The sequence below is a fragment of the Maridesulfovibrio salinus genome (assembly GCF_055394525.1).
In genome coordinates, this window is sequence record NZ_AP042461.1 from 972,041 (window position 1) to 995,137 (window position 23,097).

Consider the following 23,097-nt stretch of genomic DNA (forward strand, 5'->3'; position numbering starts at 1 on the left):
TCGGGCATGAAGTGGGAATACTCAGGCAGGGCATAGCCAATCTTTTGAATACATTGCTTCTTGTGTTATCTTATTGAAATGGTGTATGCTTTGAACTGTGTATAAACTGTAATCGTGTTGATGGATCAGAGGGGGCCGGATGGGAATTTTCAAAAATAACGAAGAGAGAGCTGAAAAGATACCTGTCTGGCTCAGGGTGACCATTCCTACTGTAGCCTCTCTGGTCCTTTTCATTCTTGTTATTTTTGCTGTTCACATGCCTGCAGTTCGTGATGCCATGCTTGCCCAGCGCAAGGACTCATTGAAGCATATGACCCAGGTGGCACTGGGGGTGCTTGAGGAAATGCGCGATCAGGAGCGTAAAGGGGTGCTGACCCCTGAGCAGGCTCGCAAGAAAGCCGCTGATATGATCGGGAAAATGCGTTTCGGTCCCGCAAAGAAAGACTATTTCTGGATCAATGATGAAGACGCTGTGATGATCATTCACCCCTATATGCCTGAGCTTGATGGACGGGATCTGTCCAAATTCACTGATTTCAAAGGCAAGCCCCTTTTCAGGGAGATGGTCAATATCACCAAGGATGACGGCGACGGCTATATTACCTACTACTGGCAGTGGCAGGACCAGCCGGACAAGATCCTGCCTAAAGTTTCATATGTCAGACGTTTCGAGCCCTGGGGCTGGGTGGTAGGAACCGGGCTCTACCTTGAGGATATCGAAGAAGCCGCATCGGTTCATAACAGGGAACTGGCAATGATGACACTGGTAATCCTGGGGGTTATCAGTCTGCTGTCAGTCTACACTGTTCTCCAGAGCCGGAAAGCCGGACAGCGTATCCAGGAAAGTGAAACCCTGTTCAAGGGGGTTTTCAGCTACAGCCAGCAGTTCATGGGGATTTTAACCCCCGAGGGAGTGCTGCTGAAGGTGAATAGAGTGTCTCTTGATTTTGCGGGCATAGAAGAAGAGGATGTTCTCGGCAGTTATTTCTGGGAGACCCCGTGGTGGAATTATTCCATAGAAGCCCAGCGGGCTTTGAAAGAGGCGATTCAGGTAGGTTCTCTGGGAGGAATCGGCAAAGGACTATTTGAGCATTACGGCAGGGATGGTGAGCGGATTATTGTAGATTTTTCAGTCAAGCCGGTAAAAGGCCCTGACGGGCAGGTCCAGTTTCTTATCTCCGAAGGCCACAATGTAACGGAACTCAAACAGGCTCAGGAACGGCTGTCGGTCAGTGAGGCGATGTTCAAAGGAGTCTTTAACCAGTCGCTTCAGTTTATGGGAGTAGTTTCACTGGAGGGGATTCTTCTTGAGGTCAATCAGACAGCTTTGGATTTTCGCGATACCAGAGCTGAAGATGTGCTGCAGAAACCTTTCTGGAACGGCCCATGGTGGCAGGAGCCGCCTTCTCTGCAAGAAATTCTTAAAGAAGATATCCGCCGTGCTGCCGATGGTAACGTTATCCGGCGGGAAATAAAAATTGAGCCGGAGGTGCTTGGGACGCGCTACATTGATTTTTCTTTGAAGCCTACTTTCGATGCTGATGGAAAAATATTGTTTCTTCTGGCTGAGGGACGGGAAATCACCGAATTGAGAACAGCCCAGAACCAGTTAAGAGATCTCAACCGGGATCTTGAAGAAAAAGTTGGAGAGCGGACCAAAGAGTTGAAGAATTCAATCAGGCGGTTGGAAAATGCCCAGAATCAGCTTATCCAGTCTGAAAAAATGGCCGCGCTAGGTGATCTGGTGGCCGGGGTGGCACATGAAATCAATACACCGGTAGGAATCAGCGTAACCAGCATCAGTTATCTTGAAGAAAAGCTGAAGGAGATAGACCGCAAGGTTGCCGCCGGAGAGCTGCGGAAATCTGATTTTGATAAATTTTTAGGGGTCGCCCGTGAAGCTACCAAATCAAGTATGTTGAACCTCCACCGCGCGGCCGAACTTATCGGTAACTTTAAGCAGGTTGCAGCTGATCAGGCGTCCGGACAGAAACGGACAATTTATTTGGGTAAATATATAGATGAAATTCTGCTGAGTCTTCGTTCCAAATACAAGAGGACCAAGCATCAGATTCATGTGAACTGCCCGGAGGATCTGCAGTTGAATACTTATCCCGGCGCGTTCATGCAGATTTTTTCAAACCTCATCATAAACTCCCTGCTTCACGGTTTTGAAGGTATTGAGATGGGAAATATCGATATCGGAGTAGAGGTCACAGATGAAAACGTTGTGGTCCGTTATACCGATGACGGTAAGGGGATGAGTGAAACCAACCTCGGCAAGGTCTTTGAGCCTTTCTTTACCACTAAGCGCGGGGACGGCGGGACCGGGCTTGGAATGAGCATCGTATATAATCTGGTTACAAGCAGACTGGGTGGAACGATAAGTTGTTCAAGCGAGGAAGGGCAGGGAACAGCATTCACTATCCAACTGCCGCTCGATATGGTTGTCGATTCCTGATTTTCTTGATTTACAGGCCCTTGACGGGTTAATTAAAATTCATATCTTTAGAACTGCCGTACCCTACCGGGTAGGGTGGTCTTATCTGTCGCCTTATGGGGCGAAACACACATGACAAAACAGGAAGTTACAGGAGTTTTAGAATATGACAAGTCAGATTAAAACCTTTTTTCTGCTTGCCGCTCTGACGGCAATCATTCTTTTTCTCGGTGGTATGATGGGTGGTCGTACGGGGCTGGTTATAGCATTTGCTCTGGCCATGTTCATGAATGTGGGAAGTTACTGGTACTCGGATAAGATAGTCCTTTCCATGTACAAGGCAAGGCAGCTTTCGCCCAATGATGCGCCGCAGGTTTATTCAATGGTTGAGGAAATGGCGGCCAATGCCGGTATTCCCACCCCAAGGCTTTATGTAATAGATCAGGATTCCCCTAACGCTTTTGCCACCGGACGTAATCCCGAAAACGCTGTGGTGGCTGTCACCAGCGGCATCATGCGAATTCTAACTCCGGATGAGTTACGAGGGGTTATTGCACATGAAATAGGACATATAGCCAATCGTGATATTCTTATTCAGTCTGTAGCTGCGGTTCTCGCGGGTGCAATCATGATGATCGCGAATATGATGCAGTGGGCCGCGATATTCGGTTTCGGCAATGATGATGAGGAGGGTGTAAATCCCATAGCTGCAATTGCTCTGGCGATAATTGCCCCCGTAGCAGCCACCCTGATTCAGATGGCAATCTCCCGTTCAAGGGAGTACCTTGCGGATTCAACCGGCGCGCGTATTTCCAATGATCCCAAAGCACTGGCATCCGCTCTTTATAAACTGGATGCTAATGCCCGCAATCTGCCTATGGATGCTAACCCGGCTACCGAGAATATGTTTATAGTCAACCCGTTCAGCGGCGGGAACATGGCTAACTGGTTCAGCACCCACCCTTCTACTGAAGAGCGTATTGCAAGACTTATGGCTATGTCCCGTAATTAAGATGTCCAGGTTAATCAGAATATTTGTTTTTATGGCTGCGGCAGTCGTTATGGCTGCCCAGCCTGCTATGTCCGCCGGCGGGGACTCCCTGCGAATGACTCCGGTGGTAAAAGCTGTTCAGAAAACAGCGCCCGCGGTTGTGAATATCACTGTTACCCGTATCGTTGAGAGGGGCATTTCTCCTTTCGGGCAGATGTTCGGCGGGGATCACTTTGATTCTTTTTTTGACGGATTCCCTGCGCGCAAACAGAAATTCCGCTCAGTCAGTACCGGGTCAGGAGTGATTATAAACGGCCGGCGTGGATTGGTTCTTACCAACGCACATGTTCTTTCCGGCGGAAGTGACATCAAAGTCAGAACTATTGATGGGGACGAATTTCCTGCCGAGATTGTAGGCTCTGACGCTGATTTTGATCTGGCAGTGCTTAAAATAAGGGATGCCAGAAATCTTCCGCAGGTGTCCATGGGGGATTCATCCGGAATTTTCATTGGTGAAACGGTGATCGCCATCGGTAACCCTTTTGGCTACACCCATACGGTCACCACAGGTGTTGTATCCGCCCTCAAGCGCACGGTTAAATCGAAACAAGGTTCTTTTACTGATTTTATCCAGACTGATGCCGCAATCAACCCCGGAAACAGCGGCGGACCGCTTTTGAATATTCTGGGTGAGCTCATAGGTATCAACACTGCCATTCAGGCCCAGGCAGAAGGGATAGGTTTTGCAATACCGATCAACCGGGCTAAACGGGTGGTGGAAGAGCTTCTTGCGTCCGGTAAGGTTTCTCCGGTATGGATCGGGGTGAGCGGTCAGGACCTTGACCAGAGTTCCGCCAGTTATTTCGGCCTTTCCCGCGTTCACGGCCTGTTGGTTGCCGAGGTCTACAAATCCACTCCCGCTTCAAGAGCACAGTTGGGGCCCGGTGATGTGATCCTTTCTGTCAACGGTATTGAAGTCGAAGATAAGGACAGCTATCTGGCCCTTATGCGTGGACAGACCCGCAGTGAAGATGTCGTACTTGAGGTTTTGCATGCGGAAAAAGTTCGTAAAATCAGACTGCGACCTCAGTCGTTGACTAACGGGCAGGTGCAGAGCTTCGCATGGTCCCGTTGGGGGATGGCTGTTGACCGTGACAGCCGTGGCCGTGGCATGCTGGTCACAAAGGTGAATAAGAACAGCCCTGCCGGAAGGCTCGGCCTTCAGTCCGGCGACAAGATTCATCAGATCGGTAACCGTAGAGTCGGATCGCAGCAGGATTTTATTGACGCATTCCTGCGCTACCGTATGAACAATAAAGTGATGCTCAAGGTTCAGCGTGGGCGCAACTTCTACTACGTGAAACTAAATTCCTAGTCTGGTCGTGGTAATCCTTTGAACTGTACGGCTTTGGTCATATTGGATATGGCCTGGAAGCCGGATAAAGCTTTGAAAAACACCCGCAAAAGGAATAATTTTGCGGGTGTTTTTTGGCAATAGGCGGCCTGCTCAAGACTGCCGGAGGGGTGTGGGGCTACAAGATAAAACGGTAACAGTTTTTCCTGTATTGAAGCTTAGTCTCCGTATTTGTGCAGAACGGAGTAAACGGGCCCTTGAGGTGTCAGAACGCTCTGGTAAAGCTTGAAACAGGTGACTGTTGTTCTGGGTAGCTCTATGGCATTGATCCTGCGGATAAGATCAGGCCAGTCATCTTCAGCATGTTTTTTTACCCGTCCCAGAGTCAGGTGGGCGTGGCATGGTTTTGTGTTCTTTTCAAAATCAAGTGCGCAAAGTTGTTCATCCACAGCAGCGGCATTGGTACAGATCTCTTTTGCCCCGTCACCAAGGCCTATCCATATAACGTGCGGTTTTTCCGGACCCGGAAAGAAGCCGGAATTTCCCGCGCTCATTTCGAATGGGACGGCTGGTATTTCAAGGAGCTTTTTGTGCAATGCGGGGATAAAATCTTCAGACACACTCCCCAGAAATTTAAGGGTAAAGTGCATGTTCTCAGGCTTTACCCAGGCTACTCTGGATTTTACTCCTTGCCGTAGTTCGCCAAAAGCGTTACCAAGTATCTCCTTCCATTGGTCCGGAACCGGATGTGCAATAAATGTGCGTATCTTTTTCATTTTATTTCCGTCTGTTATATCTGTTTTGATCAGGGTGTGGAAAAAGTGAAGAAAAATTTCAACATTGCGAACAATATGTCATCGTTCCCGCTGTTGCAGTTGGGATTATTCACATAGGTGATATCAGGAACAATTGAGAAATTTTCAGTTATACTCGCCTGATAATATGTTTCGTAATGATATTCCATGTCTCTGTTGGAAGTGTGGCGGTTGCCCTGCACTCCTCCTGCAGCCACTCCCCATACATCATCCTTGCGGCTTTGAATGGGCCCCTGCCAATGTGTTCCGGCTGACCATGTCCACGTTATATTGTTGACCGCACTGTTTCCCCGTCCGATTCGGGCGAACACACCGAAGTTCTCGGTAATGTCCTGATCCATATTGAAGCCGATTCCCCAGTTTTCGGATGTCCCGTCAGTGTCCAGCCTCGGCTGAGCATATGTCTCGGTCCACAGGAAGAAACGGTAGTTCCCTTCCTTTTTCACTGCCCGGGTTGTGAATGTGATCTGTCCTCCGATAAGGGGATCATCTGCCATGTCTTCAAAAGCGTCTTTCTGTTGATCACTGTCAAGGGCACTCCGTCTTGACGCCTGGGTAAAAACAGTCATTTTCAATGATTCCATCGGCTGAAAACTTGCTGCGACTATGGGCAGTGCTTCATCAATGGAATCGAAAATTGGCTCGTTGTTGAAAATGGTGTTGATGAACTGAATGCGTCCGTTGCCTGCAAAGCGGTTCTCATCGATGAATGACTCGGGGTCGGTCCACCCGAATGTCACGTATGCTCGTTCTTCCGCTAATTTCCGGGTATAAAGGACATCGGAAACAGAGATCTGACCTCCGGCAGTGGTGCGGGAGGCCTGGCTGTTAAGGGGAGAAGCCACCAGTCCCCGGCTGGAAGGGTTGCTGCCGGTATCAGAATAACCGCCCTGCATCTGGAAGAAAAACTCCCCATTCTCAGTAGGATTCCAGTTCAAGCGCAGCCGCGCCTTTACAGCGCCTTGATTTTTGCCTTCTCTACTCTCGCCGTCTATTTCCGTGCCCGTGTACCCATCCCAATAGGTCAGAACATCTCCGGAAATACTCAGGGGGCCAGTCGCATTCTGGAGTCTCTTCCACTCATTGTCGAAAGAGTGCAGCATGGCTGACTTGTTGTCGTCGCTTTTCCTACTTTGAGCTGAAGAGAGGTGCAGGTCTGCACTTTTTGCAGTAGATGTAAGTAGAAGTGAGATAATCAGCGTGAGCAGGAAAACGTATTTAGTCATGGCAGACTCATCACTCTTTTAGGATATCCAAAAGCCGTTCGAGAACTTTCTCCAGGCTTTTCTGTTTTACATCCATCCTGTCACCGGAAAAGACAAATTTTTCAGCATAGGTCTTTCCGTTGACATGCCAGCCCATCCAGACTGTCCCTACAGGTTTGTCCGGGGTTCCGCCTGTAGGTCCTGCTATGCCGGAAAGAGAAATCCCAACTTCTGTTTCCATGGCTTTGCAGATTCCCTCGGCCATAGCCCTGACAGTAGGCTCACTTACAGCCCCGTGTTCTAGTATGGCAGTTTCAGGAACATTGAGGTGAGCCATCTTGATTTCATTGGAGTATGCAACTATGGCACCGGAAAACCAGGCCGAGCTGCCGGAGAAATCTGTCAATGTGGCGGCGACAAGACCGCCGGTGCAGGATTCGGCTGTACTCATGGTCCAGCCTTTTTCAACGAGAATTCTGCCGATAGAAGGAACAATGTTATTAATCATGAAGCTACACTATATGGAATTCTTAAATATTTGAAGCGCGGTTTTCCATATAATTGTTGCCCGGTCGGTACTTAGTGCTTTACATCATAAGGAGTGTTCTTATCCGGATTAGTTACCGGAAAATTATTTGATTCATGTCTTCAGGGAATAACCGATGATTATCAGGAATGTTGTGGAATATGTCTGGGAAAGGCATCAGTCCCACTGGAACTGGATTATAATGCTGGGTACGGTTCTTGTCTTTCTGATGACTCTGTGGTTCCGTTCCTTTCTTCTTTTTTTTGTCTTTATGTCCGGAGTGGTTGCCTCATTATGCGAATTGCCACCCGCTGTGCCTCCATTCAAATTAATTGAGAGAATTCTTAAAATTGAACGCAGGTGGCTAAGGTCTCCTTGGAGCTGGAAAAAGGGGATGCAGACATTCGGCCTTTTTTCGGGGATGATTTTTGTGTGTACTGCTGCATGGTTCGGAAGCGCAATGGCACTGCTTTTATTTATAGGGATTTGTGTTAACATCGGCTGCGTTTACGGCAATAAGGCCATGGGGATTGATGATTTATGATCTCCCGGATGGGTTAAGGGCAAAAAGATCCTTTAAAAACCGTAAGACATTAGGTAGTAGCAAGACAGCGCGACAGTATGGATATTTGCTGAAACAGCGATTTACTCTGAAGCAGGTCGACAATTATTTCAACTGAACGGGATTTCAAAGGAGAGAGTTCCTTTGACCGTCTGAGGCTCAATTGATCGTCAGAGGCGAAGAAACGCATGGATCCCAGACCTGCGCAGGGTTGGCGCAGGTATTTTGTATACAGAGATGAGGAGAATTTAAATGCTCGATTTGAAATTTGTTCAGAACAATCTGGATGTGGTTCGTGAAAGCCTTGAAAAAAGAGGCGCTAAGCTTGATGTAAATGAATTCAAAGAACTCGATGACCGCCGCAGGGAGCTGCTGCAGGAAGTGGAGGCCCTTAAAGCAGAGCGTAATTCCACTTCCGGCGAAATCGCGAAGATAAAAAGAGAAGGCGGCGATGCTTCTGAAATAATTGCCCGCATGGGTGAAGTTTCTTCCAGAATCAAGGCTCTTGATGAGGACTTGAAAGATATTGAAGCCGCTGAGCGTGACTGGCTGGTCTCCGTTCCCAACATGCCTGACGAATCTGTTCCTTTCGGTAAAACCGAGGACGACAACCCTGTGGTCAGAGTTTGCGGCGAAAAACCGGAATTTGATTTTGAACCCCGTGAGCACTGGGATCTGGCTGTGGAATTGGGAGGAGTAGACTTCGAGCGTGCTGCGAAATTGACCGGCGCAAGGTTTGCCGTACTCAAAAAATGGGGCGCAAAACTGGAAAGGGCTCTCACTTCTTTCATGGTTGATATCCAGACCAATGAGCACGGTTATACTGAAGTTATCCCTCCTTATATTGTGAACCGTGACTCCCTTTTCGGAACAGGACAGCTGCCGAAGTTTGCCGAGGACCTGTTCAAGCTTGAAAACTGGGAATATTTCATGATTCCCACTGCTGAAGTCCCACTTACCAACCTGCACCGGGATGAAGTGCTTACTGAAGAAGAACTTTCCATCGCTTATTGCGCTCCCACTCCCTGCTTCCGTTCCGAGGCAGGTTCCTACGGCAAGGATACCAAAGGGTTGATCCGTCAGCATCAGTTCCACAAAGTGGAGATGGTCCGCTTTGCACATCCTGACAAATCATTTGATGATCTTGAAGCAATGACAGGTCACGCCGAGGAGATTCTCAAGCGTCTGGGGCTTCACTATCGGGTAATTACCCTTTGTACTGGAGATATCGGTTTCGGTTCCGCTAAAACATATGACATCGAAGTCTGGCTGCCGGGACAGGACAAATACCGTGAGATATCCTCCTGCTCCAATTGTCTTGATTTTCAGGCGCGCCGCGCGAATATCAAGTTCAAGCCCAAAGATGCTAAAAAAGCACGGTTTGTTCACACCCTCAATGGTTCCGGGCTTGCCGTCGGGCGTACCTTTGTGGCTGTAGTGGAGAATTATCAGCAGAAAGACGGTTCCATTGTTGTGCCGGAAGCTCTGCGTCCTTACATGGGTGGCATGGAAGTGATTACTGCTGATTAGTTTTACACAATCTTTTTGAAAGATATCAGGACCGGTCCATCAGGGCCGGTCCTTTTTTTTGTCCTGCAGTAATTGAGAATTGTAGCGAGGGTACAGCATTACGTTATGTTTCAACAGTCTCATATGTTTAACTTTTGAGAAACGAAGGTGTCACAATAAAATGCTGAAAGCATGTATGAAAAGCAGTTGTTTCAATGGGGGGATTTTTCAGGAGGGGATAATGAGAAAATTAATTTTTTGTACAGTGATTGTGGTTCTGCTCATTAGTGTCGGGCATTCCTGGGCCGGAAGTAAACTTGTTGTGTATACGGTACAGGATAATGTTGAAGCCCGGTTGTTGGCGGATGTGTTTATGGAGAAGTATCCGTTCGTAGAAGTCGATTTGATATGCGGGGAGCAGTCCGGGGTGATAAACCGTTTACGCGGGGAATGGGCGCGCAAAGTATTCTATGCGGATGTAGTGATTCTTGAAGACAGAATAGCCATGGAGGGTCTCAAAAATAAACATTGGCTTCTTGCGCACGGACTTGCCCGTCTTGATAAATATTCCACTGAATTCTATGACTCTTCTTTTTTCTATTTCGGCACAACTATGATTCCTACCGGGATAGTTGTCGGCAGGAATGCTTCCCTGAGGCCCCGGGCAATCAAGGATCTTCTTAGTCCTGCGGCAAATGGTAAAATCATTATGGGCAGTCCGCTGTACGACTCTTCCGCTGCGATCAATATGCACTCAATAATTCAGCACCCGGAGCTCGGGTGGGAAGCTATCTACAATCTTGCTAAAAATGGTGCGGAAAACAGTAACTGCTGCCATGGTGTTCTCGAGGCCGTGGCCCGTGGGGACAAGGAATTCGGCATTGTTGCCGCGACTAAAAGTGTGCGCAAAATGATAAGTAAGCTTGGTTTGGATTTTGTAATTCCGGATGAGGGGGCAAGCATTATGACCAGGCCGGTAGCTGTGCTTGCCACCAGTACTAATCATGATGCAGCCAAAGCTTATGTGGATTTTATGCTTTCGGAACAGGGGCAGAAAATTATGGCCAGTCTGGGGCAGCATCCTGCGATGAGCGGTATCAGTTTTTCAGGTAAAAAATCAGATGCGATAAAGGTTATGCCTCTGGACGTTTCAAAAGCTTTTGCCAATGACAAAGTCTGCAGGGAAAGGTTCGCTGCCGTATTCAGAAAGTAGGGGGCTCCGGGCTAAAGATCCAGTCCCTGTTTCTTGTAGTCGTTAAGCTTGTTGCGAAGGGTGCGAACGGATATCCCAAGCAGTTCTGCTGCCTTGGTACGGTTGCCCTGAGTCTGGTCCAGACTTTTGATGATGAGTTTTTTTTCCATTTCTGAAATGGGCATAACCTCAAAAGAAGCCGCGACCCCGTACCTACGGAAAAACGTCGTCCTTCAAAGCTTTCCACAAACCTACCAATTGATGATATTGTCAGCTTAGCCATGTCAGCCCTCCTTGTAAGTTTCACTTTTACTGGTATTCTACCAGATTAAACCCGGGAGTGCTGACATGGTATTTTTCGTGTTGTTTTGGAGTTTAGAAGGGGTGTCCATTGTTAATAAGATGAGTACCAGACATGGTGGTACTGGCACTTCCAGCATGGCCATAGTAACGTACAAAGCCTGTGATTGCTTCCGCTGCTCCGGTGTCGGTTGACTTCCATTCAATTCGTGCCTGACCTTTAACGGAAAAATTTCGAGATCTGTCTTGCAGGGCAAACTGACGTGTGCCATAGGGAGGTATCTCTTGTATACCGGTTGGAGGGTTCATATGGAATGTTGCATCGTTTCCGTCATCATCAAGAATTGTAATTTTGCATGTGATGGTTTCGTTGGTTGTGTTTGATATATATATATCAGTGTACGAATAGCTATATGTACCTAAGTATTTAAAATTAATCCCCGGAAGCAACAAACGCCCCTGAGCGTTAAAGTCTGATTGCGCAAATGCAGAGCTGCAAATCAGCAGAATTGCAGCTACAAAGATTAAAGCTGAGATTGAATTTTTTTTCATCATTTCTCCAGTTATTTAAGTGTTGTTATTCTTTGATTAGCTTTTTCGGTATGATTTCTTAAATCTTTATAGAGTGTTGTTAGAAAAAGAATAAATTTTGAATATGGAAGTAATGATAATAAATTGGCGTTGGTGAATTAATTTACACATTAAAGGCATTCAGCTTGAATTTACAAAGCCCCTTGCAACGATGTCGCAAGGGGCTTTCTTAGTCGTGCTCAGCGGCACCAAGTACCGATTCGGTACCAAATCAATTTAGGATCGCCTTTTCTTGTGCGGCACAATGTCAAGCACCCCGCTATGAAATATTTCAGTTTAGCAAGAAGGCTGTCACGAGTCTCAGCTGCTCCTGCCGGGAGCGGCAGATGCTCAAGAGCAAATATTGCTGCTTTACTTCAATTGTCTATTCCTACCGGTTCAGCAACACCTAGAGCCAGAAGTAAAGATCTGATGCGTTGTTTAGACTTGCGTATTGAATCCGTGAACTGGTGGCGCCTTCTCGATAAAGCAAGGAATACTTCTTCCTTTTCATTGGGAATAGCAATTGATCGAACCAATCCTGAAGCTGCAAGCTCAACTAGTTTTATACAATCGAGACTGTCGGTTTTGTCGGTGGCAGCAACTGGGCGAGGAATACGGCTTGGAGCAGCAACAATGACTTTGATGTCTGCTGAGCGCTGGCTGCGGGCAAGACCGAAACCTGTCGTTCCGGCCTCGTACTACACAGTTGAAATGTACATCGGAAGAGAACTCAGTCTGTTGGTGATGGCTTTTACATCTGCAGGAGTTGTCCAACTATCAATCATTCCGTCCGGCCTGAGCAAGGCCACACTAAAACTGCGTTTATGGACATCAATACCTACGGAAAAACGTTGCCCCTCAAAGCCTTCCACAAACCTACCAATTGATGATATTGTCAGCTTAGCTATTTCAGCCCTCCTTGTGAGTTTCACTTTTACTGGTATTCTACCAGATTAAATCCGGGAGTGCTGACATGGTATTTTATTTCGGTACAACTCTATTGTCACAGGGATGGCACTCCGCAGGGATGCTAGTATGAAATCTTTGAGTCTGTGCTCCGGATGAAAAGTAATGCGGTATTGTTGCCGCGACTGAAATAGTGCGGAGAATGATTAGCAAATTATCTTCGAGTTTGTGATTCGGGTGTAGGGGCTCCGGGCTAAAGATCCAGTCCCTGTTTCTTGTAGTCGTTAAGCTTGTTGCGAAGGGTGCGAACGGATATCCCAAGCAGTTCTGCTGCCTTGGTACGGTTGCCCTGAGTCTGGTTCAGACTTTTGATGATGAGTTTCTTTTCCATTTCTGAAATGGGCATAACCTCAAAAGAAGCCGCGACCCCGTTTTGAGCCGAATTTGCTTCTGAACCGGGCTGATTATCAGCCGAGTCCGGCTGCACATAATTTTCATCGGGCATCCATGCGTCCGGATCATTGAGAAAGTGCTTGGATTCGATGGGACCGCCACCGGCCAGAAGTACCGCCCTTTCCATCAGGTTCTGAAGTTCACGGACATTGCCGGGCCAATCATAGCTTAAAAGCCATTTCACCGCTTCTTCGGAAAATTCAAGTGTGGGAAGACCGTATTCGCTGCAGTTTTTGTTCACGAAAAATTTAGCCAGCAGCATTACATCATTGCCGCGCTGAGCCAGAGCGGGCAGTTTAAGAGGGATCACGTTCAGGCGGTAGAAAAGGTCCTGCCTGAATTTTCCTTCTTTTACTGTATCTTCGATGGCCCGGTTGGTGGTTGCCAGCACCCGCACATCAACTTTCACGGTTTCAACTCCGCCTACGCGGTCAATCTCTCCTTCCTGAAGCACCCTCAACAGTTTGGCCTGCAGGCCCAGTTCCATTTCGGTAATTTCATCAAGCAGTATGGTTCCGCCGGAAGCCAGTTCGAATTTACCGAGCTTGCGGCTGATCGCCCCTGTGAAGGCTCCTTTTTCATGTCCGAAGAGTTCGGATTCAAGCAGGTGCTCCGGGAGTGCCGCACAGTTGATCGCTACAAACGGCTTGTCACTGCGGTCGGAGTGGTGGTGCAGAAATCTGGCGAACATTTCCTTACCAGTACCGGATTCACCTGAAATAAGCACCGTGGCTTTGGATTTTGCAACCTGTTTGGCAAGTCCGAGAACCCTCATCATGGCAGGATGCTGACCTATAACCTGATACCTACCTTGAGTTCCTGAAGTATCCGCTCCCTTGGAGGGGGCAGGAGTGCCAAGGTCTTCTTCTGTGGGCATAGTCGGTGGATGCTCATCCGGAAGCATAAGCTTGATCTTTTCCCAGGAAAGAGGCTCAAGCCAGTAGTCCCGGGCGCCGAGCTCCATGAATCTGCGGGCTTCATCAGCGGATCCGGATCGGGAGAAGACCACTACAGGGGGGAAATTTTCAATGTTGACTGCTTCTGCGAGGAGTGCCTGAGCAGAGTAGCCCTGCATCATGGGTCTGGTAAAAATCAGGCAGGGTTTTGACTTTTTGATAAAATTTATGGCCCCGGCAAGGTTGTCGGCAAGGCCGGCTTGATAACCGGCTTCTTTCAGCGGTGAAAACACGGCTGTGACGGACTGGGGTTCTGCTATGAAGAGTAATGTACTGTCAGGCATGGGCTTTCATATCTTTAAGTGGAAACCTTTTCAACTCTATATATATTGAATGTCGATAAATTTTAACTTTCTGATCGTGATTAGTCTAACAAATACTATAAAAAAATCTTGTTTCTATCCCGGCTGGCCTGAAAATAATAATGTTTTATTTAGAGATAATGAGCGGAAGTAATGAAATCCCCCTTTCTTTACCATTGATAAAAAAGGAATATTTCTAATGAAAACGCAAAGATTTTTAAATTAATTTCGTGTTACGCAATAAACAAAATTGTGTGGTTTTGCTTTTTACTAGAAAAGAGAGGGGTGTTTTTAACAAAAATGGCGTTGGCTGAGATATAAAATTCGCGAAACGCTAAAATAGAGAACTTTCGTCCAAAAATGACCGGGTCTTGCCGAATTTTGTTCCATTTGATAACCCATTTTCTCTGCGTCTGAATAAATTTTTTACGGGATTTGTACAAAAGTGATAAAATTTAACAATGTCAATAAATATTATGGCGACTACCACGCTCTGAGGGATCTCGACCTTCACATCAAAAAAGGTGAGGTGGTTGTCGTCTGTGGTCCTTCCGGATCAGGAAAGAGTACCATGATCCGCTGTATTAACCGTCTTGAGCCCATTCAGGAAGGTGAAATTATTGTAGAAGGGATGAGTGTGAACGATCCCAGGGTCAATCTGCCTTTGCTGAGGGCCGAGATCGGGTTCGTTTTTCAGTCATTTAACCTCTATCCGCATATGACGGTTTTGGAAAATATCACACTCGCACCTACCATGGTGCGCGGAATGAAGCGCAAGGATGCTGAAGAACTGGCCATGGAGTTGCTTTCCAAGGTCAATATCCCGGACAAGGCGGGCGATTATCCTTCCCAGCTCTCCGGAGGTCAGCAGCAGAGGGTGGCTATTGCCAGAGGTTTGGCCATGCGCCCCAACATCATGCTTTTCGACGAGCCAACTTCAGCACTGGACCCGGAAATGATCAATGAGGTTCTGGATGTAATGAAGGCTCTGGCCCGTGAAGGCATGACCATGGTCTGTGTCACCCATGAAATGGGTTTTGCCCGTGAGGTTGCGGACCGCGTAATATTTATGGATGAAGGAGCTTTGATTGAGGAAAATACTCCCGATGAGTTTTTCCACAATCCGCAGCATGAGCGTTCCAAGCTCTTCCTGAGCAAGATCCTTTCCCACTAGGAAGCTGGCGGTGTTCCGGTGTCGGAGCCCGCTCTTATTGTATACTGTTTGTCTATTTCCACGCAGGAGGAAAGAATGAAAAGGTTTATGACTCTGGCTCTCGCAGCCGCTCTGGTTATGGCTTTTGCTGCTACTGCTTTTGCAGGCCCTACTTATGACAAAATTATGAAAGACAAGGTTGTTAACGTCGGTATTATGACCGACTCCATCCCCGGTGCTTTCTACAATGCCAAAAAAGAATGGGTCGGCTTCGACGTCGATATCGCCAACGAAATCGCAAAGCGTATGGGCGTTGAAATCAAGCAGGTTCCCGTCAATAACAAGACCCGCATCGGTTTCCTCCAGCAGGGCCGCATTGACATGTCTGTTTCCAACATGACTCACAAGCGTTCCCGTGATAAGTCCATCGACTTTTCCATTACCTACTTCTTCGATGGTCAGAAAATGCTCGCTCCCAAAGGCAAGTTTTCCTCTCTCAAGGATTTCGTAGGCAAAAAAATTGCCGTTATGCAGGGAACCACTTCCGAGCTTAACGTTAAAAACCTGCTCAAGAAACTTGGCGATGCCAATCCCAAAGTTATCTCCTATCAGAAAGAGTCCGAGTGCTTTCAGGCGCTGCAGATGGGTCGCGTAAATGCATGGTCCACCGACTCCACCATTCTGCTTGGCTACTCCGCACAGGTTCCCGGCAAGTATGAACTGGTTGGCGATTTCTTCTCCAATGAGCCCTATGGTATCGGCCTCCCCGAAGATGATTCCAAGCTTCGTGACAGCGTTAACTTCATTCTTCAGGACATGTGGAATGATGGTACTTACGAAAAAATCTACAACAAGTGGTATGGTCCCGACACCAAATACTACTTTCCTCTCACTGAAAAAATCGAACAGTGGCCCTAGGGGGCAGTTGAAAACCGAACGGTTTTCTTAAATCGCATCTGAGTGATCCAAGGCGGGGCTGATTGTATCGGCCCCGCTCTTCCCTGAAGACATAATTAAGTTGTCTGGTGGTGCTGTAGCCTGATTCCCGGGAATTTTCACAGCTTCCTGCTGTTCGGATGAAAGTCTGAATACGGGCTTCTGTCATGGACAACGGGTGCTTGTTTTTGATCGTCAGAGTTTGAATTGTCTGACTAAAGCGCATGGCGCGTCGATATAAAAAAGAGAAAGTTTTTAAAATGATCAACCGTTATCTGGAAAAAACATGGGTGCAGTACCTGTGTCTGGCTGCTGTTACCGGACTGCTGGTCTATTATTTCGGCTGGGTCTTCGACTTCGGCTACAAGTTTGACTGGAGTGTCCTTTACAAGGAAGACCCCTCTTACGGTGAAGTCCTCGGTGAGATGCTTATCGAGGGGCTCGGGCTGACCATAAGTATTTCGCTCATGAGTTCGGTCATTGCGCTGGGTCTTGGCATACTTTTCGGTCTTGGCCGTCTTTCGCAGTTCAAGCCTGTTTATTATTTCTGTACCTGTTACGTTGAATTTTTCAGAAACACCCCGCTGCTGGTCCAGCTTTTTTTCTGGTATTTCGCTCTGCCGATGGGCCTGCCGGAAAATGTACGTGATTTTCTTTTTGACCAGAATTTTGAAATGATAACCGCAACGGTCGGGCTTGGTATCTATACTAGTGCCTTCATGGCCGAAGTTATCAGGGCCGGTGTCCAGTCCATCCCGAAAGGACTTCTGGAGGCTTCCTATTCTTCGGGGCTTACCCCTTTTCAGACTCTTACCAAGATTGTCCTGCCTCTGGCTTTCAGGGCCGTCATTCCCCCTCTGGGCAGTGAGTTCCTCAACAACATGAAGAACTCATCTCTTGCTATGGTCGTTGGCGTTGCGGAACTCTGCTGGTCTTCGCAGCAGATCGAGTCCCTGACCTTCAGGGGGTTTGAAGCAACTACGGCAGCGACAGTTATTTATCTTTCCCTGTCCCTTATCATTGCCGGTATTCTCACTCTGGTTAACTGGAAGTTGCAGATTGTTCCGGTTAAGAACCGGAATATGGGACACAAAGCAGCCCATATGCTTTTCTGGCCTATCGAGGCTCCAATTGTATTTCTGGCCCGTATACACAGGCGGATTATGCGCAAGCGCAAGGTGGATGATTTCAACCTGACCCGCGCCCAGGCTGCCAGAAAGGCTTTTTTTGCCAAGTTATCCATAGTTCTGGGTTTCATCTGGAAAGGTGTCTTTGTTGCCACTTTGTGTGCTCTGCTTTTCAAAGTCGGGCAGGGGGTTATGAGTTTCAATTTTCAGGTAATCTGGGAAAACCTCGGAACTATGCTCTGGTGGCGTTTTCCCAATGGCGGGCCTGATGAAATACTCTGGGGGCTGGGAGGTCTGTCCTTCTCCATCCTTATGTCCGTTATCGCCATTTCCGTGAGCTTTTTTATTGGGCTGATAGTTGGGATCGGACGTACATCCAATAATAAACTTTTTCTCATCCCCTCCACTCTTTATATTGAACTTATTCGTGGTAACCCCCTGATTATGGTTATTTTCTGGATTTACTTTTTTATTCCCATTCTCACCGGACAGTTCATGAACGTATTCTGGTCTGCAACAATTGCCCTGACTGTATTTACCGGGGCCTATCTTGCCGAGATCGTACGTTCAGGAATACAGAACCTTCCTCCCGGACAGTTTGAGGCTGCGGTCTCCACAGGGCTTACCTACTGGCAGGCGATGCGCAAGATTATTCTGCCACAGGCTCTCAAGCAGATGCTTCCTGCCATTGTCGGACAGTTCATCGCTATCTTCAAAGACACCTCCCTTGCTTTTGTTATCGGGGTACTGGAGCTTACATTCGTAGCACAGGGACTTAATAACAGGCTGATGATCTACCCCTTCGAAATCTATACCTCAATCGCACTTTTGTACTTTATTTGTTGCTACCTGATGAGTCTCGTGGCAAGACGACTCGAACGGAAGCTGTCAACCGACACTTTCCGTCTGCAGATGTAAATAACCTCCCTCTCTCTGTTTCGGCAGGGGGAGGGCTGTTGACATAGAAGCGTTTGGGAGTTGTCTAATGCTCGGTAAGAGTGTCCCTGTTTTCTGTTATCACGCCGTTTGCGAAGAGGACGGCCATTCCCCCGCCCAGTTTGCTTCCCATCTCGATATGATGCTTGAGATGGGCTTCAAAACCATAAGTGCGGACCATCTTTTTGAAATCTGTATGGGCCGCAAGCTCATAGATGACAAGTATGTGGTCCTCACATTTGATGACTGTCACATAAGCAACTGGATCAATGCAGTACCCCTGCTCGAAGAACGGGGTATGACCGGGGTCTTTTTCGCTGTCAGTGACTTCATAGGTGAAGGTCCGGTCAGAAGCAGTGCTGATGTCCGGGAAATGCTGCCCATGCGCGAATCGTTCATTAATGTTTTGTCAAAGAACGACAATTCCCAGTTCATGAATGAGGCGGAGCTGAAGTCTCTGGTCCATGACAAAGGTATGGAGGTTCATGCCCATACCTGTCGCCATCAGGGCTGTTTCAAGGATTTTAGGTCCAAAGGCAACTACTCCGCTAATTCACACTGGTCCACATGGGGGATATATCGCAAGTTCAATCCCGAGCTGCCTGTTTTCGATAATGGCAGTGCCTTTGCCTATAACGGGTTCTGGCCTGTATTCCGTAAAGGCAATGTATCGTTTAAAAGACGCAGTGACGAGGACAGGCGAAAGTTCTGCCGTGAAGATTTCAATCGCTGTATTGAAAAAATACAGAAGATTAATAAGGCCCGCCGCCAGTACCTTTGTTGGCCGTGGGGGCATTTCGATTCCATTTCCATGCAGGAGGCGGCTGCGGCCGGTTTTTCCGGCACCTTCACTCTTGAGCGTTCCGCCAACATGCTGGGTACGGACCCGATGCGCCTTAACCGGATAGGTGTCGGCTCCAGCAAGGATGCGCAGTGGATTAAAAAACGTCTGCTGATGTATTCCAACGAAGCATCAGCAATGGTCTGTTTCAAGTTTTTCAGTAAGCGCAATGACATAGGTAACGTTCTTTATATAACAGATACCGAAAAACTGTCCGGTGGTAGCAGGCAGCTGATCAACAGTGCCAGAGCAATGCTGCTTGCCGGGGTAGGTGTTGTTGCGGTTCTGCCGCCTGAATCAGGGCTGATTCCCGAGCTGGAAAAAATCGGGGCTGAGGTTGTGGTTCTTGATGATTTCAAGAACATGATTGCCGCGGCCGGTTTTCTTTCCGAGGTAATCGAAGAGCATCAGGTGGACGTGGTGCACACTTTTCATAACCGCGCGGTCAAGATAGGTTGCATGGCCAAGGGGCTTTCCCTGCTGGGCGGGAAGAAGTTCAAGCTGTTCTTCAACCGTGGGGTTATTTATAAACCCAATCCGCTGGCTCCTCTATTTTCCCTGATTGGAAACGGCTATATCTGCAATTCCGCTAAAAGCCGAAATGTTCTGTTAAAGCACGGGGTGCTCCCCAAGCGTGCTCAGGTTGTCTATAATTCATTTGTCGGCGGAGGGCGCAAGCCGCGCCGCAATATTGAGATCACAGTAATCTATGTGGGTAACTCCGGGCACGCCAAAGGTCCGGATGTGTTTATCCGTTCCGTTGACCGGCTGCTGGGTGAGAACTCATGTGAAGGCGTGAGGTTTATCGCCGTGGGGATGAAGGACCTTGCGGAATACCGTGATATGGCGTCTGCTTCTACTTTGGAACGTATTGAATGTCCCGGTTACATACGCCATGACGAGGTTGTGAAGCTGCTTGCCACCTCACATATTTACGTTATGAGCTCTCGCCAGGAATCAATGCCTAATACTCTTCTGGAGGCTTTTGATGCCGGACTGGCCGCAGTCTGTACCAAAGCCGGGGGAACTCCTGAACTTATCCGGGACGGTGTGAATGGTTTTCTCTGTGAAGTGGAAGATGTAGATGCCTTGGCCGGAGCCATGAGCAAGCTCATAGAGGATGGCGAACTCCGTAAGGATATGGGCCGCATTAACCGCAGGATAGTGCGCACCTGTCTGAGCTCTGCCGCCAAAGCGCAATCTTTGCTGAAAGTGTATTCCTCTCTGCCTAAAGATGCTCCCCAGACTGAATTGCCGGATATTGACAGTCTTATTGGAAAGTAATTTTCAGTTAACTGGGCGTTTTATTCCTGCACAATGAATGTTATGTGCATCTCAGCAGGTTCATTACTGTTGAAATATATCTGTGCGGGAGAAATTCATGAGTAATACATACTCCGATTCCTATTGGTCTGAAATGCATTCCGCTGTGCGCCGGAAGCTGCTTCTGGGTTCAGTGGGAGCCCTGCATCTGCTTGAAACCGGACTAATGGCCCTTGAGCATGACCCGCAGCTCGGAGTCGAACTGCTTTTTGCGGCCTATTCCTCAAGTCCGCTTGATGGGAATATTGCCCGTCAGATTTCTCAGATTGAAGGGGTCACGTCTCTTTTTCCCGTTTCCACCGTTGCCTGTCTTCAATCTGTGGTCCATTTCTGGAACAGGCCGGAAAACCTCTCCTATTTTTTGCGCATTACTTCCAGGCGCGACGATACTAAAATCAGGAAATATATCAGTTCATGTCTTGAGAAAGATCCCGGGAATATTTTCTGGGTTCATCAGGGGCTTATTTATGCCGGAGCAGCATCTGATTTCCAGTTCGGACTTGAGGTCCTGAGTAATGATTTCCCCGGTGATTTAATGCCTGCGGTAAGTAGTTCCCGAGCTTTTTTCCGGTTTATGCTTGGTGATTATGTTGAATCCTTCCGGGAATTAGTAGTTGCCACGGATGTTTTTGGTAGCAACAACGTGGCTCATCTCGCAGCGTCTGTTTCTCTTGCACGCGGGGATCGCAGCTCAGCAGTCAAAATCCTCGCCGGAGCGGTGGAAGAGCAGCCGTGGCGCACTTCCGAGGCTTTACGCCTTCATGATTTGAGCAAAGGGGTGGACGGTTCTCTTGCCTCTTTGCCCGGAAAATTGGCCATACTTCTCTATTCCTACAACAAAGCTGAAGAACTGGATGCTACTTTGCGCTCCCTTCATGAATCTGATCTCGGAGATTCAAGAATTTTCATGCTCGATAACGGCTCTGATGACGGGGCTGCAGAAGTTATCGACAAGTGGGAATCGATTTTTGACTTACAGATGGAGCGTGTGGACCTGTCTGTCAATGTCGGGGCCGCTGCCGCACGCAACTGGCTGATGAATATTCCGCAAGTCAGGGAGTGTGATTTCGCCCTGTATCTTGATGATGATGTGGAAGTTGAGCCGGACTGGCTTTCACGGCTCGGCGCGGCGGTCAGGGAGTATCCTGATGCGGGCGTCTGGGGATGCAGAGTTGTGGACCATTATTCCCCTGCGGTATTGCAATCGGTTGACCTGCATATTGTCCAGCCCATGAGGGACGAGGGGGACGGTCCCGAGGTAGATCTCACAAAGATTGCCCCAAATCCTTTCAAGGTGTCGGATCTGCACCACCAGCTTCTTGACGCCGGTTATTTTGACTACCTGCGTCCCTGTTCCTCTGTTACAGGCTGCTGCCATCTTTTCCGGACTTCCAAGCTACTTGACAACGGGGGCTTTTCCCTGTTCCTTTCTCCGTCGCAGTATGACGACATGGAGCATGATCTGCGCAGTTGCCTCAAAGGGGATTTTCCGGTTTATCAGGGCCATCTGCGGATTCTGCACCGTAAGAGAACGGGGGCGGCAAGCAGGAGTAGTGTTGTTCAGGAAGGTAATGCTCTGGGCAACAAATACAAGATGCAGGCTATGCACCCCAGAAGTGAAATACTGCAGATCATGGCTGATGAAGAAAGGCTTCTTCAGTCGGATATGGAAAAAAAGATGAGATTTCTAGTGGATAATGAAATTATCCCCGGATCGAAATAGAGGGAGAGTATAATGTCTGATCATGATCAAACTCAGGAATTTCTGAATAACCTGCCTGAACTTGAGCCCGGTAAAACTTTCGGTTTCGCCTGCCATCCCGGCGTGCGTTGTTTCAATGCCTGCTGTGGTGACCTCAACCTCATGCTTACACCTTATGATGTACTGCGTCTTCGCAAAGGGCTTGGTCATGACAGCAAGAAGTTTATTCATAACCACGCTGAAATCACCCGCACTCCGGGGATCGGTTTCCCAATGTGCAAGCTGCGCATGCTTGATAATGCAAAACGCAGTTGTCCTTTTGTGCGTGAAGAAGGCTGCTCCATCTACGAAAATCGTCCCGGAGCCTGCAGGACATATCCTCTCGGCCGTGCGTCACGCATGGGCGAAGACGGTGAAACCATTGAACAGTTCTTCATTGTGCAGGAACCGCACTGTCGCGGTTTTGAAGAGGAAAAAGAATGGACAAGCGAGGATTGGCTCAAAGATCAGGGTCTTGAGAGATACAATGAAGTCAATGACCGCTACATGTCCATTATGACCAGGGCACGGCAGGCCGGAGCGGCGCTGGATGAGCGCAAGCTTAATATGGTTTTTCTTGCCTTATATCAGGTCGATAATTTCATAAATTTCGTCAAGGATATGAATATGTTCACCCGCCTTGATGTGTCGGAAGAGCGGCAGCAGGCGATCCTTAATGATGAAGAGGCTTGCCTTGATTTCGCGCTTGACTGGGTTGAACTTCTGGTTCTCGGAAGCTGTGAAAATTTAAAACCCAGAAAATAAATTTGTTGAAAAGTGCAGTAAGGGAATAGATTTGATGATCTATTCCCTTATTCAACTGAAGTATAGATATTTGCGCTTTAAATTAATTGTTTGTGGGTTTTGGGGTTGAATGTTTATGCGAAAGTTGTGTGCTCCTAAAGACATTTAATTCAGATGTGTCGGGCAGCATTTGTTTCTGTGCTTAACCTGCA

The 23,097-nt window shown here is 48.0% G+C and carries 18 protein-coding genes and 1 pseudogene; 13 read left to right on the forward strand and 6 right to left on the reverse strand.

Going from position 1 to position 23,097, the window contains the following annotated elements; genetic code table 11:
* Positions 1-139 precede the first annotated feature (139 nt).
* From ACZ5PW_RS04265 to ACZ5PW_RS04275, 3 genes are all read left to right on the forward strand, one after another.
* A complete protein-coding gene (locus tag ACZ5PW_RS04265) occupies positions 140-2,461 on the forward strand; it encodes a cache domain-containing protein (RefSeq protein ID WP_464558267.1) in 2,322 nt (773 codons plus the stop codon).
* Positions 2,462-2,606: 145 nt separating this feature from the next.
* Positions 2,607-3,452: a zinc metalloprotease HtpX gene (gene htpX, locus ACZ5PW_RS04270; RefSeq protein WP_464558269.1), complete on the forward strand. Its 846-nt coding sequence runs from the start codon at positions 2,607-2,609 to the stop codon at positions 3,450-3,452.
* A 49-nt stretch (positions 3,453-3,501) separates the two neighbouring features.
* Complete coding sequence (locus ACZ5PW_RS04275) at positions 3,502-4,806, forward strand: trypsin-like peptidase domain-containing protein (RefSeq protein WP_464558271.1); 1,305 nt, start codon at positions 3,502-3,504, stop codon at positions 4,804-4,806.
* 197 nt (positions 4,807-5,003) lie between these two features.
* On the opposite strand, the gene thpR is transcribed toward ACZ5PW_RS04275, so the two are convergent.
* The 3 genes from thpR to ACZ5PW_RS04290 are packed head-to-tail and all read right to left on the reverse strand — an operon-like array spanning position 5,004 to position 7,313.
* Positions 5,004-5,561, reverse strand: coding sequence for an RNA 2',3'-cyclic phosphodiesterase (gene thpR / locus ACZ5PW_RS04280; protein ID WP_464558273.1), 558 nt, complete (start codon positions 5,559-5,561; stop codon positions 5,004-5,006).
* A 29-nt stretch (positions 5,562-5,590) separates the two neighbouring features.
* Positions 5,591-6,826: a carbohydrate porin gene (locus tag ACZ5PW_RS04285; RefSeq protein ID WP_464558275.1), complete on the reverse strand. Its 1,236-nt coding sequence runs from the start codon at positions 6,824-6,826 to the stop codon at positions 5,591-5,593.
* A gap of 10 nt (positions 6,827-6,836) precedes the next feature.
* Complete coding sequence (locus ACZ5PW_RS04290) at positions 6,837-7,313, reverse strand: CinA family protein (protein ID WP_464558277.1); 477 nt, start codon at positions 7,311-7,313, stop codon at positions 6,837-6,839.
* Positions 7,314-7,467: 154 nt separating this feature from the next.
* Between ACZ5PW_RS04290 and ACZ5PW_RS04295 the strand changes: the two genes are divergently transcribed.
* From ACZ5PW_RS04295 to ACZ5PW_RS04305, 3 genes are all read left to right on the forward strand, one after another.
* Complete coding sequence (locus ACZ5PW_RS04295; protein WP_464558279.1) at positions 7,468-7,875, forward strand: hypothetical protein; 408 nt, start codon at positions 7,468-7,470, stop codon at positions 7,873-7,875.
* A gap of 270 nt (positions 7,876-8,145) precedes the next feature.
* Positions 8,146-9,423 (forward strand): serine--tRNA ligase, encoded by a 1,278-nt coding sequence (gene serS / locus ACZ5PW_RS04300; RefSeq protein ID WP_464558281.1) that lies wholly within the window; start codon positions 8,146-8,148, stop codon positions 9,421-9,423.
* Between the two features lie 220 nt (positions 9,424-9,643).
* The gene (locus ACZ5PW_RS04305) at positions 9,644-10,615 is read left to right on the forward strand and encodes an extracellular solute-binding protein (protein WP_464558283.1); all 972 of its coding nucleotides are present in this window, start codon (positions 9,644-9,646) and stop codon (positions 10,613-10,615) included.
* Positions 10,616-10,626: 11 nt separating this feature from the next.
* On the opposite strand, the pseudogene ACZ5PW_RS04310 reads toward ACZ5PW_RS04305, so the two are convergent.
* Both ACZ5PW_RS04310 and ACZ5PW_RS04315 read right to left on the reverse strand, forming a co-directional pair.
* A pseudogene (locus tag ACZ5PW_RS04310) lies at positions 10,627-10,791 on the reverse strand (helix-turn-helix domain-containing protein); the annotation flags it as partial.
* Positions 10,792-10,969: 178 nt separating this feature from the next.
* Complete coding sequence (locus ACZ5PW_RS04315) at positions 10,970-11,449, reverse strand: hypothetical protein (RefSeq protein ID WP_464558285.1); 480 nt, start codon at positions 11,447-11,449, stop codon at positions 10,970-10,972.
* 297 nt (positions 11,450-11,746) lie between these two features.
* Here ACZ5PW_RS04315 and ACZ5PW_RS04320 point away from each other — a divergent pair, with 297 nt between their 5' ends.
* On the forward strand, positions 11,747-12,424 hold the full coding sequence (locus tag ACZ5PW_RS04320) for a hypothetical protein (protein WP_464558287.1): 678 nt from the start codon (positions 11,747-11,749) through the stop codon (positions 12,422-12,424).
* A 202-nt stretch (positions 12,425-12,626) separates the two neighbouring features.
* Here the strand turns inward: ACZ5PW_RS04320 and ACZ5PW_RS04325 are convergent, their stop codons facing one another.
* Entirely contained in the window at positions 12,627-14,066 is a 1,440-nt protein-coding gene (locus ACZ5PW_RS04325; protein ID WP_464558289.1) for a sigma 54-interacting transcriptional regulator, read from the reverse strand.
* A gap of 463 nt (positions 14,067-14,529) precedes the next feature.
* Here ACZ5PW_RS04325 and ACZ5PW_RS04330 point away from each other — a divergent pair, with 463 nt between their 5' ends.
* From ACZ5PW_RS04330 to ACZ5PW_RS04355, 6 genes are all read left to right on the forward strand, one after another.
* Positions 14,530-15,258 (forward strand): amino acid ABC transporter ATP-binding protein, encoded by a 729-nt coding sequence (locus ACZ5PW_RS04330; RefSeq protein WP_464558291.1) that lies wholly within the window; start codon positions 14,530-14,532, stop codon positions 15,256-15,258.
* 75 nt (positions 15,259-15,333) lie between these two features.
* On the forward strand, positions 15,334-16,155 hold the full coding sequence (locus ACZ5PW_RS04335) for a transporter substrate-binding domain-containing protein (RefSeq protein WP_464558293.1): 822 nt from the start codon (positions 15,334-15,336) through the stop codon (positions 16,153-16,155).
* Positions 16,156-16,433: 278 nt separating this feature from the next.
* Positions 16,434-18,218 carry an amino acid ABC transporter permease gene (locus ACZ5PW_RS04340; RefSeq protein WP_464558295.1) on the forward strand — a complete coding sequence of 595 codons (1,785 nt, stop codon included), beginning with the start codon at positions 16,434-16,436 and terminating at the stop codon, positions 18,216-18,218.
* Between the two features lie 67 nt (positions 18,219-18,285).
* On the forward strand, positions 18,286-20,361 hold the full coding sequence (locus ACZ5PW_RS04345) for a glycosyltransferase (protein WP_464558297.1): 2,076 nt from the start codon (positions 18,286-18,288) through the stop codon (positions 20,359-20,361).
* Between the two features lie 97 nt (positions 20,362-20,458).
* The gene (locus tag ACZ5PW_RS04350; protein WP_464558299.1) at positions 20,459-22,123 is read left to right on the forward strand and encodes a glycosyltransferase family 2 protein; all 1,665 of its coding nucleotides are present in this window, start codon (positions 20,459-20,461) and stop codon (positions 22,121-22,123) included.
* A gap of 12 nt (positions 22,124-22,135) precedes the next feature.
* Positions 22,136-22,906, forward strand: a complete 771-nt coding sequence (locus tag ACZ5PW_RS04355) for a YkgJ family cysteine cluster protein (RefSeq protein ID WP_464558301.1) — start codon at positions 22,136-22,138, stop codon at positions 22,904-22,906.
* Positions 22,907-23,097: the final 191 nt, after the last annotated feature.